At 38.8% G+C, this 13,642-nt stretch carries 16 protein-coding genes and 5 tRNA genes; all 21 read right to left on the minus strand.

Annotated elements, in window-relative coordinates; all coding sequences use genetic code 11:
- Positions 1 to 130: 130 nt before the first annotated feature.
- The gene (rplL, locus tag H9565_RS18630) at positions 131 to 508 is read right to left on the minus strand and encodes a 50S ribosomal protein L7/L12 (protein WP_215441890.1); all 378 of its coding nucleotides are present in this window, start codon (positions 506 to 508) and stop codon (positions 131 to 133) included.
- Between the two features lie 53 nt (positions 509 to 561).
- On the minus strand, positions 562 to 1,077 hold the full coding sequence (gene rplJ / locus H9565_RS18635) for a 50S ribosomal protein L10 (RefSeq protein WP_215441891.1): 516 nt from the start codon (positions 1,075 to 1,077) through the stop codon (positions 562 to 564).
- A gap of 28 nt (positions 1,078 to 1,105) precedes the next feature.
- Positions 1,106 to 1,795 (minus strand): 50S ribosomal protein L1, encoded by a 690-nt coding sequence (gene rplA, locus H9565_RS18640; protein ID WP_215441892.1) that lies wholly within the window; start codon positions 1,793 to 1,795, stop codon positions 1,106 to 1,108.
- A gap of 20 nt (positions 1,796 to 1,815) precedes the next feature.
- The gene (gene rplK / locus H9565_RS18645; protein WP_215441893.1) at positions 1,816 to 2,253 is read right to left on the minus strand and encodes a 50S ribosomal protein L11; all 438 of its coding nucleotides are present in this window, start codon (positions 2,251 to 2,253) and stop codon (positions 1,816 to 1,818) included.
- A gap of 67 nt (positions 2,254 to 2,320) precedes the next feature.
- On the minus strand, positions 2,321 to 2,872 hold the full coding sequence (gene nusG / locus H9565_RS18650; protein WP_038234863.1) for a transcription termination/antitermination protein NusG: 552 nt from the start codon (positions 2,870 to 2,872) through the stop codon (positions 2,321 to 2,323).
- A gap of 9 nt (positions 2,873 to 2,881) precedes the next feature.
- A complete protein-coding gene (gene secE / locus H9565_RS18655; RefSeq protein ID WP_194526328.1) occupies positions 2,882 to 3,070 on the minus strand; it encodes a preprotein translocase subunit SecE in 189 nt (62 codons plus the stop codon).
- Positions 3,071 to 3,091: 21 nt separating this feature from the next.
- A tRNA-Trp gene (locus H9565_RS18660) sits at positions 3,092 to 3,164 on the minus strand.
- A gap of 70 nt (positions 3,165 to 3,234) precedes the next feature.
- Positions 3,235 to 4,422 carry an elongation factor Tu gene (gene tuf / locus H9565_RS18665; protein WP_215441894.1) on the minus strand — a complete coding sequence of 396 codons (1,188 nt, stop codon included), beginning with the start codon at positions 4,420 to 4,422 and terminating at the stop codon, positions 3,235 to 3,237.
- 55 nt (positions 4,423 to 4,477) lie between these two features.
- Positions 4,478 to 4,549: transfer RNA gene (locus H9565_RS18670), tRNA-Thr, on the minus strand.
- 69 nt (positions 4,550 to 4,618) lie between these two features.
- Positions 4,619 to 4,691 (minus strand) — tRNA-Gly (locus H9565_RS18675).
- Between the two features lie 53 nt (positions 4,692 to 4,744).
- Positions 4,745 to 4,826 (minus strand) — tRNA-Tyr (locus H9565_RS18680).
- Positions 4,827 to 4,852: 26 nt separating this feature from the next.
- Positions 4,853 to 4,926 (minus strand) — tRNA-Thr (locus H9565_RS18685).
- A 101-nt stretch (positions 4,927 to 5,027) separates the two neighbouring features.
- On the minus strand, positions 5,028 to 5,330 hold the full coding sequence (gene hpf, locus H9565_RS18690; protein WP_215441895.1) for a ribosome hibernation-promoting factor, HPF/YfiA family: 303 nt from the start codon (positions 5,328 to 5,330) through the stop codon (positions 5,028 to 5,030).
- Between the two features lie 45 nt (positions 5,331 to 5,375).
- Positions 5,376 to 6,266 (minus strand): tyrosine-type recombinase/integrase, encoded by an 891-nt coding sequence (locus H9565_RS18695; protein ID WP_215441896.1) that lies wholly within the window; start codon positions 6,264 to 6,266, stop codon positions 5,376 to 5,378.
- A gap of 135 nt (positions 6,267 to 6,401) precedes the next feature.
- On the minus strand, positions 6,402 to 6,596 hold the full coding sequence (gene rpsU, locus H9565_RS18700) for a 30S ribosomal protein S21 (RefSeq protein ID WP_038234876.1): 195 nt from the start codon (positions 6,594 to 6,596) through the stop codon (positions 6,402 to 6,404).
- Positions 6,597 to 6,730: 134 nt separating this feature from the next.
- Positions 6,731 to 7,900 carry an acyl-CoA dehydrogenase family protein gene (locus H9565_RS18705; protein WP_215441897.1) on the minus strand — a complete coding sequence of 390 codons (1,170 nt, stop codon included), beginning with the start codon at positions 7,898 to 7,900 and terminating at the stop codon, positions 6,731 to 6,733.
- Positions 7,901 to 7,911: 11 nt separating this feature from the next.
- Positions 7,912 to 8,712, minus strand: a complete 801-nt coding sequence (locus tag H9565_RS18710) for a ComEA family DNA-binding protein (RefSeq protein WP_317195449.1) — start codon at positions 8,710 to 8,712, stop codon at positions 7,912 to 7,914.
- A gap of 96 nt (positions 8,713 to 8,808) precedes the next feature.
- Positions 8,809 to 10,881 (minus strand): amino acid carrier protein, encoded by a 2,073-nt coding sequence (locus H9565_RS18715; RefSeq protein ID WP_215441899.1) that lies wholly within the window; start codon positions 10,879 to 10,881, stop codon positions 8,809 to 8,811.
- Between the two features lie 110 nt (positions 10,882 to 10,991).
- Positions 10,992 to 11,954, minus strand: coding sequence for a potassium channel family protein (locus H9565_RS18720; protein ID WP_246560808.1), 963 nt, complete (start codon positions 11,952 to 11,954; stop codon positions 10,992 to 10,994).
- A 47-nt stretch (positions 11,955 to 12,001) separates the two neighbouring features.
- On the minus strand, positions 12,002 to 12,229 hold the full coding sequence (locus H9565_RS18725; protein WP_038234885.1) for a PspC domain-containing protein: 228 nt from the start codon (positions 12,227 to 12,229) through the stop codon (positions 12,002 to 12,004).
- 73 nt (positions 12,230 to 12,302) lie between these two features.
- Positions 12,303 to 13,577, minus strand: coding sequence for a DUF2851 family protein (locus H9565_RS18730; RefSeq protein ID WP_215441900.1), 1,275 nt, complete (start codon positions 13,575 to 13,577; stop codon positions 12,303 to 12,305).
- Positions 13,578 to 13,642 lie beyond the last annotated feature (65 nt).

Here is a 13,642-nt window from a genome sequence, read left to right on the forward strand (position 1 = left end):
TTGAACGTGAATACTAAAAAGGGGTCGTATACTTCTTCATATACGTGGGTCTTACTTGTATAAAAAGGCTTAGGTCTAGCTCCGCCATAAGCGAAGAAAGACCTAAACCAAATTGTTATGGTTGCTGATACTATTTAAGCTCAACTTCTGCTCCTGCTTCTTCCAAAGATTTTTTGATTCCTTCAGCTTCGTCTTTAGAAACACCTTCTTTTACAGCTTTAGGTGCACTATCTACGATGTCTTTAGCATCTTTCAATCCAAGACCAGTTAATTCTTTAACCAATTTAACTACAGCTAGTTTAGAACCACCTGCTGCTTTCAAGATTACGTCAAATTCTGACTTTTCTTCAGCGGCTTCAGCGGCTTCACCACCACCACCAGCGGCAACAGCTACAGCTGCAGCTGCAGGCTCAATACCGTACTCTTCTTTCAATATATCAGCCAACTCGTTTACCTCTTTTACGGTCAAGTTAACCAACTGTTCTGCGAAATCTTTTAAATCTGCCATTTTTACTATCGTTTAATAAATTTTTAAAATATACTTAGTTTACTAGTGCGTTCTTATCTTTCTGATAATGTTTTAAGGATACCTGCCAGTTTACCACCGCCAGATTTAAGTCCAGAAATAACGTTTTTGGCTGGGGATTGCAACAATCCAATAACCTCACCGATCATTTCTTCTTTAGACTTGATGCTTACAAGCGCATCCAAATTCTCATCACCAATATATACTGATTCCTCAACATAGGCTCCTTTCAACAAAGGCTTATTTGACTTCTTTCTAAAAGTCTTTATAAGTTTTGCTGGAACGTTACCTACTTCGGAGAACATTAACGAAGTATTGCCCTTAAGCACTCCGGGAAGTTCACCAAATTCTCTTTCGGAAGCTTCCATTGCTTTTGCAAGCAATGTATTTTTGACTACTGCCAATTTTACGTCAGCTTTGAAACAAGCTCTTCTCAAATCTGAAGTTTGCGTTGCGTTCAAACCTGATATATCAGCTAAATAAATAGTTGAATTTTCGGCCAACTGTGAAGTCAAATCCTGTATTACGTTTGCTTTTTCTTCTCTTGTCATACTGTAAATTTTGAACTACCCAGTTCGATTAAACGGTCTTTGGATCTAACTGAACACTTGGGCTCATGGTACTTGACATGAAAATACTTTTCATATAAACACCTTTAGCAGCTGCAGGTTTCATCTTTACTAGAGTATCTAACAACTCTCTAGCGTTTTCTTCCAATTTATCCGCAGAGAAAGAAGCTTTCCCTACAGCAGCATGAACGATACCTGTTTTATCAACTTTAAAGTCAATTTTACCAGCCTTTACATCAGATACAGCTTTCGCAACATCCATAGTAACTGTTCCCGTCTTTGGATTAGGCATAAGACCTCTTGGACCTAAAACTCTACCTAAAGGACCTAATTTACCCATAACGCTTGGCATAGTGATGATAACATCAACATCTGTCCAACCGCCTTTAATTTTATCCAAATACTCATCTAATCCCACAAAGTCAGCACCGGCCTCAGTAGCCTCTGCTTCTTTATCTGGTGTTACCAAAGCCAAAACTTTTACATCTTTACCAGTACCATGAGGAAGTGTTACAACCCCACGTACCATTTGGTTTGCTTTTCTTGGATCTACACCCAAACGCACAGCCAAATCTACAGACGCATCAAATTTTGTATTGGTAATCTCTTTTATTAAAGCTGCACCTTCACCTACAGAATAAAGTTTATCTTTATCTATCTTGGCGTGGGCCTCTTTTTGTTTCTTAGTTAATTTTGCCATTTCAAATTGCTTTTAAGATTTTAGAAAGGTCGCTTACCTGCAACTTTAAGACCCATAGACCTTGCAGTACCGGCTATCATGCTCATTGCAGATTCTACCGTAAACGCATTAAGGTCTACCATTTTGTCCTCGGCAATTGCTTTAACTTGATCCCAAGTAACATTACCAGATTTTACACGATTAGGCTCACCTGATCCTTTTTTAATCTTAGCCGCTTCCAATAGCTGAACTGCCGCTGGTGGTGTTTTAACGACGAAGTCAAAAGACTTGTCCTTATATACGGTGATAACAACAGGTAATACCTTACCCTGTTTGTCCTGCGTACGAGCATTGAACTGCTTACAGAACTCCATGATGTTAACACCGGCAGCACCTAAGGCGGGTCCAACCGGTGGCGACGGATTCGCTGCACCTCCCCTAACTTGTAGTTTAACTACTTTACCTATTTCTTTTGCCATTGTTTAAAATTAAATTTAAGCTGTATCAAATTGGAAGCAACACAACTTTAAATATGTAACACTTAACTTATACTTTCTCTACTTGCATATAACTTAATTCCAATGGTGTTTTTCTTCCGAAAATCTTAACCATTACCTCAAGCTTACGCTTCTCTTCGTTGATTTTCTCAACTGTGCCGTTAAATCCGTTAAACGGACCATCAATAACCTTAACCGTTTCACCATGCGTGAAAGGTATAGCTACCGTATCTGTATTAACAGCCAACTCATCTACCTTACCTAACATTCTGTTCACTTCGGTCTTTCTTAACGGAACAGGATCACCTCCTTTTGTTTCCCCCAAGAAACCGATTACGTTCGTAATAGAACGTATAATATGAATCATTTCACCACCTAGATTGGCCTTGATCATTATATATCCCGGAAAATAAACCCTTTCTTTATTGATTTTTTTTCCATTTCTAATCTGAATCACTTTTTCCGTAGGAACAAGCACATCTTCTAAATAATCAGAAAAACCATGGCGCTCTACCTCACTCTCAATATAGCCTTTGATTTTATTCTCTTGCCCACTGACAGCTCTCACTACGTACCATTTCTTTTCCAATACTTCTGACATAGCGATCGACTAGTTTAAGATGTTATCGAAATACAAACGAACCAATTTGCTGAATGCACTATCTACCCCCCAAGTTGCCAAGGCGAACAAAATAGAAAATACCGCAACCACAACCATAAGATTGGATGATTCGGCCCTTGAAGGCAAAGTAACATTGTTACGAAGCTCCTCTATAGATTCTTTTATATACGTTAACATAATGATTCTTACTTAAATTCGCACGGGAGGAGAGACTCGAACTCCCGACACCTGGTTTTGGAGACCAGTGCTCTACCAACTGAGCTACACCCGTTTATAATTGCATTTAAAGGTGTCCTACTAAAGCAGAACACCCTTAAAATACATTATCCTATAATACTAAATTAGTCTATAATCTTAGTAACCTGACCGGCACCTACTGTTCTACCACCTTCACGGATAGCGAAACGTAGACCTACACTAAGAGCAATAGGCTGAATAAGCTCTACTGTAATAGTAAGGTTATCACCAGGCATAACCATCTCAACACCTGAAGGCAAAGAAATATTACCAGTTACATCAGTAGTTCTTACGTAGAACTGTGGACGGTAGTTATTGTGAAATGGTGTGTGACGACCACCTTCTTCTTTCTTAAGAACATAAACCTCAGCCTCAAACTTAGCGTGTGGCTTAACAGAACCTGGCTTACAGATAACCATACCTCTGCTAATCTGAGCTTTTTCAATACCTCTCAACAAGATACCTACGTTATCTCCAGCTTCACCTCTATCCAATATCTTACGGAACATCTCAACACCAGTGATAGTAGAAGTCAATTTCTCAGCTCCCATACCAATAATTTCAACTGGATCACCAGTATTAGCTACACCAGTCTCAATACGACCAGTAGCAACAGTACCACGACCAGTAATCGTAAATACATCTTCAACAGGCATCAAGAAGTCTTTATCAACATCTCTAGCAGGCAATTCGATCCAGCTATCAACAGCTTCCATCAATTCCATTACAGTATCAACCCATTTTTGCTCACCGTTAAGTGCACCTAAGGCAGAACCAGAAATTACAGGACCGTTATCACCATCATACTCGTAGAAAGAAAGCAATTCTCTTACTTCCATCTCAACAAGCTCTAAAAGCTCCTCATCATCAACCATGTCAACTTTGTTCAAGAAAACAACGATTCTTGGAATACCAACCTGACGTCCTAAAAGGATGTGCTCACGTGTTTGTGGCATAGGACCATCAGTAGCAGCAACAACAAGAATAGCACCGTCCATCTGAGCAGCACCAGTAACCATGTTCTTTACGTAATCGGCGTGACCAGGACAGTCAACGTGAGCGTAGTGACGGTTAGCTGTTTGGTACTCAACGTGAGAAGTGTTAATAGTAATACCTCTCTCTTTTTCCTCAGGAGCGTTGTCAATAGAGTCAAAGCTTCTAAGCTCAGACAAACCTGCATTTGCCAATACTGTAGTAATAGCAGCAGTCAATGTTGTTTTACCGTGATCTACGTGTCCAATAGTACCTATATTCAAGTGCGGTTTGGAACGATCAAAAGTTTCCTTTGCCATTTTTAATGAATTTTAATCTTAGTTATATATTAGTGTACAAATAATGCCTTTATTGAGCCAACGACGGGAATTGAACCCGTGACCTCTTCCTTACCAAGGAAACGCTCTACCCCTGAGCTACGTCGGCTTATTAGGTTCAAGGTTCAAGGTTCAACGCTGTAGATTTTGAAACCACAAACATTACCTTGGCTATTAGAGCGGGAGACCGGGTTCGAACCGGCGACATTCAGCTTGGAAGGCTGACGCTCTACCAACTGAGCTACTCCCGCAATTATAATAATCCAATATTTCAATACCCGAAAAACGGGTTTTCTAAAAAAAGTGGGGAGAGCAGGATTCGAACCTGCGAAGACGTAGTCAGCAGATTTACAGTCTGCCCTCGTTGGCCGCTTGAGTATCTCCCCAAACCAATTTTTTAAAGAACTTTTAGAGCCGATGGAGGGACTCGAACCCACGACCTGCTGATTACAAATCAGCTGCTCTAGCCAGCTGAGCTACATCGGCCTTTCTATGCTATTTTCGGCATAAAAAAGTCCGCTATTTCTAACGGACTGCAAATGTATACGTTTTTTTGTTTATTCAAAACAAAATTCGAAAAAATTTTATCATGCTTGAACACGAGATTTTTCTTTGTGTTTTATCAGCTTCCTTTCCAAGGAGTTACAAGCGGAGTCAACTGCCTCCTCAAATTTCTTACATTGCTTTTTTATCATGAATTTATCTCCCGGGATGTTCAATTTAATCTCCACTATTTTATTTTCCTTTGAACTCGTGTTTTCGACTTTCAAGTACACGTCTGCGCTAATTACCTTGTCATAAAAGGTCTCAAGCTTATCCAATCTGTTTTGTAAAAAGTCTATAAGCGTTCTATCCGCATTAAAATTGACTGATTGCGCATTTACTTTCATAGGTTATAATTTTTAAGTTAAACAATGTAATGTAAAATAGTGCTGCTACCCCTTACTTCTTGGATGGGCATTTGCGTGTACCTTTTTTAATTCAGCAATGCTATTGTGTGTGTACACTTGGGTAGATGCTAAACTTGCATGCCCCAACAGCTCTTTTACCGAATTCATATCTGCCCCTTTATTAAGCAGATGGGTAGCGAAAGTGTGCCTTAAGATATGGGGACTCTTTTTAACCTTAGAGGACACCTCACTAAAATACTTATTTATTAATCGATAAACAAGATTTTCATATAGTTTATTGCCCGACTTCAACAAAAAAACATAAGCTTTATCGGTTATTTCACCAAGTGTTTCCCTTTCAATTAAATACCTTTCCAAAAGCGTTACCACAGAAGGCAACAGGGGCACCATACGCTCCTTGTTTCTTTTACCCAAAACTTTTAAAAGCCTTTGAGAAAAATCAATATCCAAAAGCTTTAAGTTGATAAGCTCCGCCCTACGCATTCCGGTAGTATAGAACAACTCAATAATCAAACGATCCCTAACTCCTTCAAAATCATCCAGAAAATCAATTTGGGAAAGGATTTTATCCATTTCAGTTTCAGAAAAAGGAACTTCTATTTTTTTTGATGTTTTTAAAGCTTTGTGCCTAGCTAACGGATTCACATCCAACTCCCCTATATTCTGCAAGAATTTATAGTATGCCTTTAGGGAGGCTATTTTTCGGTTGACAGACCTATTGGAAATACCTGAATCTACCAGAACCACAATCCAGCTTCTTATGATTCCGTAAGCTATATCATCAATATTTTTATTTTGATAATGCTCATCACAAAAAGCACTAAACGCCTCCAAATCTCTTTTATACGCCGTTACCGTATGAGCAGAATAGTTTTTTTCTAACGCTAAATATGATATAAAGGATTCCTGAGACATATTACGAAGTTAACAATAGTAAGACTAACAACGTTACGGTAAAAAGGAGATTGCGAAGACAGACAAAATTATTGAAACAAAAAAAGCCCATCATAAATGATGGGCTTCTTCTATTTGTACACTAAACAAAGTCTCTTAGATTTCTTCTTTATCTCTTAAACCTTGAATGTATTCTGCTTTCTGTATCTGCGCTCTGCGCTCAACGGAAGGTTTTGTGAATTGTTGACGCTTACGCAATCTGCGCATCGTACCCGTTTTATCGAATTTACGCTTGAAACGTTTCAAAGCCCGATCGATGTTTTCTCCTTCTTTTACTGGTATAATTAACATTGGCTACAACCTCCTTTCTTTATGATTAAGGCGGCAAATATATAAACTAATTTACAATTGAGCACTACGTATTTGCAAATATACCAAGAAACAATTCCCTAAAAAATACGAAAACCCTTCTACTTAAGGGCTTCTTACCCTTTTGGAGCTCTGTATTCTTTTTTATCTATAACGATTTTGGCAATTATCTCCTTGAGTATTTCAGACGTTCCACCACCAATTGGCCCAAGACGACTGTCCCTGAACATACGTGCCATAGGGTAATCTTCTATATAGCCATAACCACCCAAAAATTGCAGACAGTCATAAGCCACCTTATCGGCCATTTCAGTAGATTTTAATTTAGATATTGTAGCCTCCCTGACCACATATTCACCCTTATCCATTTTATAAACAACCCCATAGTTGTATTGTTTACACAATTCCATATCGGCATGAAGGTCTACAAACCTGTGGCGCAATGCTTGATATTGATTAATTGATTTTCCAAATGTTTCCCTTTCGGACATATATTGCAAGGCATACTCCAAAGCATACTCAGCCCTAGCATGGGCATTTATCCCCATTACCAAACGCTCTAAAGCAAAAGCCTCCATTATAAACGTAAAGCCTTTTCCCTCCTCACCCATAAGATTCTCTGCTGGCACCTTTACATTATCAAAAGCCAGTTCGGCAGTATCGGATGCCCTCCAACCAAGCTTATTCAGTTTATTGGCGGAAACACCCTCACTCTTTAAATCAACAATAAAAATACTTATTCCCTTATTACCTGCAGCAGGGTCTGTTTTGGCCGCAAGAATACAATAATCACCATATACGCCATTGGTAATAAATGTTTTAGACCCATTAATGATATAACTATCACCCTCTTTTATGGCAGTTGTTCGCATACCGGCCACATCACTACCTCCAAAAGGCTCGGTTACACCAAGGCATCCTATTTTCTCCCCATTTACACTGGGTGTCAAATATCTTTTCTTTTGGTCATCATTTGCATTTTTATTCAAATGGGTCATTGCCAAATATGCATGCGCCCACATGGCAGCGGCAAAACCGCCAGAATTCACCCTTTGTAGTTCTTCCAAGAAAATAACGGTATAAAACAGATCTAAGCCCATTCCTCCATAAGCTTCGGTCGTTGCAAGACCAAAATAGCCCATCTCACCAAACTTTTTCCAGATAAAAGGCTCTATGGTTCCCGATGCCTCCCACTTATCAATATGAGGTACTACTTCTTTCTTTAAAAAATCTCGGAGACTCTCTCTGAATAATTGATGCTCTTCCGTAAAGTACATGCTTTGCATTGACATAAAATTTATAGGGCCAAATATAACTTAATTCTATCAATCTTCTCTATTGGAAAATCTTCTATTTTTGATAATTCATCAAAAGAAAGTATAGTTCCGTTGACATTTCTGTAATTTACTATACCTTCAGAGACGTGTTTTTGAAGATATACTAATTTAGACAGTGATTTTACCGAAGCAGTATTTATATTTATTTTCTCAATAGCCGGTTTTTTAATCACCTGAAACCGTTCTAAAGTACGCTCTACAACTTCTGGTTCTAGACCATAAACATCGTACAACTGCTCATTTACCAAAAAACCGCCTAACCTATCTCTAAATTTTACGATTCTAGCGGATAATTTCACTCCAATCCCATTGATTTTCTTAAGCTCTTCCGTTGTTGCTGAATTTAAATCGGAAATTTGCAGGGTAGATTCCTTCCTAATATCTTTAGTTGTATAGGACGAAGCAGGTTTATTTTTATTTTTCGTCCATTCCGGAAATTTGAAATAAGGGGAAATTAGATTCAGTACCGAATCCGAAACTTTAGTCACCTTTTGAAAATCTTCCACAGAGTTCACAAACTTTCCCCCTTTCCTGAAAAGGAGCAACCTATCTATTTCCTCTACGGACAATCCCAAAACGTAGCCCTTGTAATCTGTTATATAATTAGGGTTGAAAGGAAAGATTTTAACAGAATCTTTTAATTGTTCCTGAGCTTTTAAACTATCAATCTGACCTTGGATCTGTTCATTTTCCTCAAAAGCATTATTGCTAGCGGTTGGCCCTATAGAACGAAGCACAAAATAAGCCACCTGAAGTGCCACAATAATAAAAAGTAAATAAAAAATCCCACTCCGTTCTTGTTTATTGAACCTGAAGTGGGATTTAAAATTTTTCATCCGCGAAATAAAAAAAAACTATTATTCCTTAGCGGCCATTTGTTTCTTGAAAAGCTCGTTGGTCTTCAATTTTTTCCAGTAGGCATTCAAATCGCCCTTAACTTCACCGGACATAATATAAAGACCAATAATATTAGGAAAGGACATTGCCAAAATCATCATATCCGAAAAATCAAGTACAGCACCTAAACTTACCGAAGCACCAATAACCACAAATACCAAGAAAAGCATTTTATAAATCATCTCTGACTTTTTACTCTTCCCAAAAAGATAAGTCCACGCACGCATACCGTAATAGGACCATGAAATCATAGTGGAAAAAGCGAAAAGGAATACCGCCAACGCCAGAACATATGGAAACCAAGATATTTGACTACCAAAAGCATCCGAGGTCAATTGCGCACCTGCCATTCCTTCCACCTCGTGCATACCTGTAAAAATAAGTACCAAAGCGGTAAGCGTACAAACCACTACCGTATCTATAAACGGCTCAAGAAGTGCCACGAAACCTTCGGATGGAGGATGATTGGTCTTAGCTGTACTATGCGCGATTGCAGCGGATCCAACGCCCGCCTCATTTGAGAAAGCCGCTCTTTGGAAACCTATGACCAGAACCCCTACAATACCACCTTTTAAGGCAGACGGACTAAACGCTCCTTCAAATATGGCCGAAAATGCAGGGCCAATATTCTGTATGTTCATTATTATGACCGCAAGTGCGGCTAGGATATATATAGAAGCCATTATAGGCACTACCCTACCGGTAACTTTTGCAATACTATTTATACCACCAATAATCACAACTCCAACAAGGATGGCCGTTACTACACCAAACCAAAAACCATGGCCTACCAAAGCAGGGAATTGACCTGCTAATTGCTCAAAGGATTGGTTGGCCTGAAACATGTTTCCACCACCAAAAGAAGCGCCAATGGCCAAAACCGCAAAGAAACCGGCTAAAATCTTACCAAACCCTTTCATATTACGTTTCTCCAGCCCGTATCTCAAATAGTTCATTGGACCACCAAAAACTCTTCCATCAGGTAATATATCTCTATATTTCACGCCTAAAGTACACTCCACAAATTTGGAGGACATTCCCAGCAAACCACATACGATCATCCAAAAGGTAGCTCCCGCACCACCAAGTGAAACCGCTACGGCTACACCGGCAATATTACCTAGACCTACCGTACCCGACACCGCTGTTGCCAAAGCCTGAAAATGTGTTACCTGACCTGGAGCATCCGGATCATCATATTTTCCCTTGGCCAAGTCAATAGAATGTCTAAATCCTTTAATGTTTATAAAGCCCATTCTAAGGGTAAAGAATGTAGCTCCCAATACTAACCAAATTACAATGAACGGTATACCGTTAGAGATAGGATCACCGTTTGGATGAACCATAGTTAATGGCTCATCATATTTTATTTCCGCCAAATAATGCGCACCTTGCTCAATAACATGCTTTGCATTTTCTGAATTATATATCACTTTACCCTCCTGCACCAAATATTTCAACTCGCCATTAGCCGTAGCCGTAACAATTTCATCTTGGGCATCATTACTGGAAACAACGGCAATTTCATCACCCTTTTTAACTTTAGACCCTTCGGCCTTTAGCCATTTTTTGAGAACAAACTTATTTTGAATATTATTTGTCCATCCTGGCGTACCCACCAATTTAACATCTGCATAAACAACCGGATCGTAAATACCAATTGCAGCAAAAGGGTCCCAAAAAAGAACGGAACCTAACGCGCTTACAGCGGGAGTCATGGTTCCGTTAAAAACTTCAGCTATTGCATTGGTCTCAACTTCAAATTCTTTGGTAATGGAAGCACCTGCAGCATCCGTAACCGTAATTGTATACGGAATACCTTCTACCAATCCACTGGCTCTCTTAGAGGACAATGCCGTAGATTGATTGCTCCACTTGTAGATATATGGAGGCGTTCCTCCCGTTGCATTTACCTCTATAACACCGTCATTTATTTGGTGTGACGGATTGTAAACTTTTCCTTGTACAACTAGTTCCTGAGAAAAGGCTACTACACCTAGTAGTAGGAAAAACAATAAGGTAAATTTCTTCATATTTATTTTTGTGGGTTCAGTTCTTTTTCTAGTTTTTAACACAATTGCGGCAATATCTTAAAAAATACTAACACAATCAAATAATAATGTTCAATTAACGTAGAGCTATCCTAACCAATTTGGAACATTTCATTTAATTTTCGTATCTGCTCAGGTCTCCCTAGAACTATAACTTTGCTCTTAGGTTGTAACTGCAAATCTGCCTCCGGGTTAATGATATAATTTCCATTAGGCTCTATATAACCTATTATAGTACAGCCCGTTCGTTTTCTAAGATCCAAATCCCGCAAGGAATTACACTCTACCTGACCTTTAAAATCCTCAATGGCTACTTCTTCCAAATTAGTGGTATGCTCACCTTCTACCCCTAACTTATCCATAAAAGTTATCAAATCTGGCATTACAATCAATGAAGCCATATGGTCTCCCCCTATTTTATCCGGCATGATTACCTTATCGGCACCCGCCAAGAGCAATTTTTTCTGTGAGGTTACCAATGATGCTCGTGTAACTATAAAAAGGGATTTATTTAATTGTCGTGCGGAAAGCACCACAAAAAGGTTGGCCGCATCATCCGGAAGCGCCGTAATTAAATAACGGGCACGGTCAATACCGGCAAGTTGCAAAATCTCGTCTTCATTGGCATCGCCTTCTATAAACAAGAGGTCCTCATCATACTTTTCAATAACCTCCCTATCTCTTTCGATAACCACAAATGGTTTCTTATACGCCGTTAAACGCTCTACAGCCTGCATTCCGTTTCTACCAAAACCACAAACAATGACGTGGTCAGAAAGACTATCTATCTTATTCTTCACTTTTTTCTTTTTTAATTCCTGTAACGAATTCCTGCTCAAAATATATTCGGTAATGACCGAAATGGCAAATGCAAAAATGAAAATGCTAAGTATAATAAGTACTACCGTAAATAATTTTTCTTGGGTATCCATTGGGCCAACCTCGGAAAAACCCACTGTAGTAACCGTAATGATGGTCATGTAAAGCGCATCTACCCAAGTAAGATCAGACAGAAAACGATAGCCCAAAACACCTACTATAAGTACACTTGACATTAACGTCAAGGCTATATTCATTCTGGACTGGAAGAATTGTGTCAGTTTCATAAATCAAAAACGGAAGTACGCTTGGTATATACCAAATCTTTAATGCGCAACCAAAATGCCAGAAACAAATAAAGAGCAAAGCCAAAACCTAAGGTTACGAACGTTAGGTAAATGAACGATGTACGAACTACCCTAGCCCGTATTCCCAACCTTTCGGCTATTCTACGGCATACCTCAAAACCACGCTTTTGAAAGTAATAAAGTAATTTATAGAAGATGTTCATATTGATGTTTGAAACTTATAGTATGGCCGGTTAAAGCATATTTTCAAAACCTTCAGGTTCAAATTTAACCATTTCAGCGCAATAAATGAGTACCTACGGCACATTGTAGACATTTGTTCTGAGTGCAATAGGTATTGTACAGTTGAAGCAAAGCCTGACTTTCCTGTGCATTGGTAGAAACAAGCCCATGTAAACTGTAATTTTGAACTACGGTATTCTCTTCCTGTTTAATTTTTGATATAATGTTGATAATGCGCTCATGAACCTCCTTGCCTTGGTATTTGGCATAACAAAATTGAAGCGGCAAAATAGCATTCACCACTAATAAATCTATAAACTTAGGTGTAAGCTTTTTAGTCTTCTTTTTTGATTCTTTTCCAAAAGTATAATGACTGTTCCAATACGTACTGGACGAAACTTCGAACAACCCATACATCTCGTCTAAACTTGATGCCGAGACTACCTTTTGAAACAATGAGGAATGTGCCCCGTACAAATTGGCCAATTGCGATAAACGAATGGTAGGGAAATTAGGCGGCCTTAGTTTAAAGAATTCCGGTTTTAGAACACTTTCATCCTTTAAATTATACTTTTTCTTTTGATAGATATATTCCTTTCTCAATTGAATGTAATGTTCATCCAAAATCTTGGAATCCTCCAGTAAATGCGTCATACCAAACAACAAACTTTCCATCTGAAATACGCTCTGTTGTTGTTTTCTAAAAATAGAAAACTCTAGTGCGGAGCCCAGACTCAAAAATGAAGCTCCGTTTATTTTAAGCCCAAAGGTTTTTAAAAGCAGCGTAAACAGCGCTTGTTCCCAGTCGTTATTGGATTTCTCTAGCAAGTCAAACACAAATTCAGCCTTAACCTCTAGGCGCTCAAAATAAAGTCGCTCCAACCAATTTTTCAGCAAGAAGTCATCAACATCACCAATATCTTTCTCGCAATTAATAAAACGGACTTCATTTTTATCAAATAACTTTTGATACGATTGTAAGAGTTGCAACGGAATGTATTTACGGAGTTCCAGAGTAGGGATAAGGCTATTGTCTTTTCTAAATACCTCCGCATCATCATCCCATACTACGTGCAGTATTACATTATTATAGTTATCATCTTCCTCATGACCATGGGCGTACCAATCAGATGATTTTATATGCATCTCAACATTGCCCGCCCAAACCTGACCATCAATACGTATTTTGGCATTAAAGAAATCAGGCCCTGCCAATAGGTTATGCGCACCAAAATTCAAAATGGTCAAAGACTCCCCTTGGGCGGTAACCAATTGATCAGGCTGTACTTTTTTGTGCTTCCAGATAAAATGAAGAAGATCTTCGCGCATGGCAAAAAGTTTGGCTTTACTACGCACAATGTAAAGACAAAAAATGTAAAATCTAAATTACGGGA

This window comes from Zobellia russellii (genome assembly GCF_018728565.1).
Lineage (GTDB): Bacteria > Bacteroidota > Bacteroidia > Flavobacteriales > Flavobacteriaceae > Zobellia > Zobellia russellii.

Coding starts and splice junctions, on each gene's coding strand:
- rpsU (WP_038234876.1), bottom strand. CDS start 6,596: ATGTTAATTATACCAGTAAAAGAAGGAGAAAACATCGATCGGGCTTTG.
- hpf (WP_215441895.1), bottom strand. CDS start 5,330: ATGAAAGTAAATGCGCAATCAGTCAATTTTAATGCGGATAGAACGCTT.
- rplA (WP_215441892.1), bottom strand. CDS start 1,795: ATGGCAAAATTAACTAAGAAACAAAAAGAGGCCCACGCCAAGATAGAT.
- H9565_RS18720 (WP_246560808.1), bottom strand. CDS start 11,954: ATGTCAAGTGTACTTATAGTAGGTGTTTTGGGCTATCGTTTTCTGTCT.
- H9565_RS18705 (WP_215441897.1), bottom strand. CDS start 7,900: ATGCAAAGCATGTACTTTACGGAAGAGCATCAATTATTCAGAGAGAGT.
- rplK (WP_215441893.1), bottom strand. CDS start 2,253: ATGGCAAAAGAAATAGGTAAAGTAGTTAAACTACAAGTTAGGGGAGGT.
- H9565_RS18730 (WP_215441900.1), bottom strand. CDS start 13,577: ATGCGCGAAGATCTTCTTCATTTTATCTGGAAGCACAAAAAAGTACAG.
- H9565_RS18715 (WP_215441899.1), bottom strand. CDS start 10,881: ATGAAGAAATTTACCTTATTGTTTTTCCTACTACTAGGTGTAGTAGCC.
- nusG (WP_038234863.1), bottom strand. CDS start 2,872: ATGTCAGAAGTATTGGAAAAGAAATGGTACGTAGTGAGAGCTGTCAGT.
- rplJ (WP_215441891.1), bottom strand. CDS start 1,077: ATGACAAGAGAAGAAAAAGCAAACGTAATACAGGATTTGACTTCACAG.
- H9565_RS18725 (WP_038234885.1), bottom strand. CDS start 12,229: ATGAACATCTTCTATAAATTACTTTATTACTTTCAAAAGCGTGGTTTT.
- rplL (WP_215441890.1), bottom strand. CDS start 508: ATGGCAGATTTAAAAGATTTCGCAGAACAGTTGGTTAACTTGACCGTA.
- H9565_RS18695 (WP_215441896.1), bottom strand. CDS start 6,266: ATGTCTCAGGAATCCTTTATATCATATTTAGCGTTAGAAAAAAACTAT.
- tuf (WP_215441894.1), bottom strand. CDS start 4,422: ATGGCAAAGGAAACTTTTGATCGTTCCAAACCGCACTTGAATATAGGT.
- secE (WP_194526328.1), bottom strand. CDS start 3,070: ATGTTAACGTATATAAAAGAATCTATAGAGGAGCTTCGTAACAATGTT.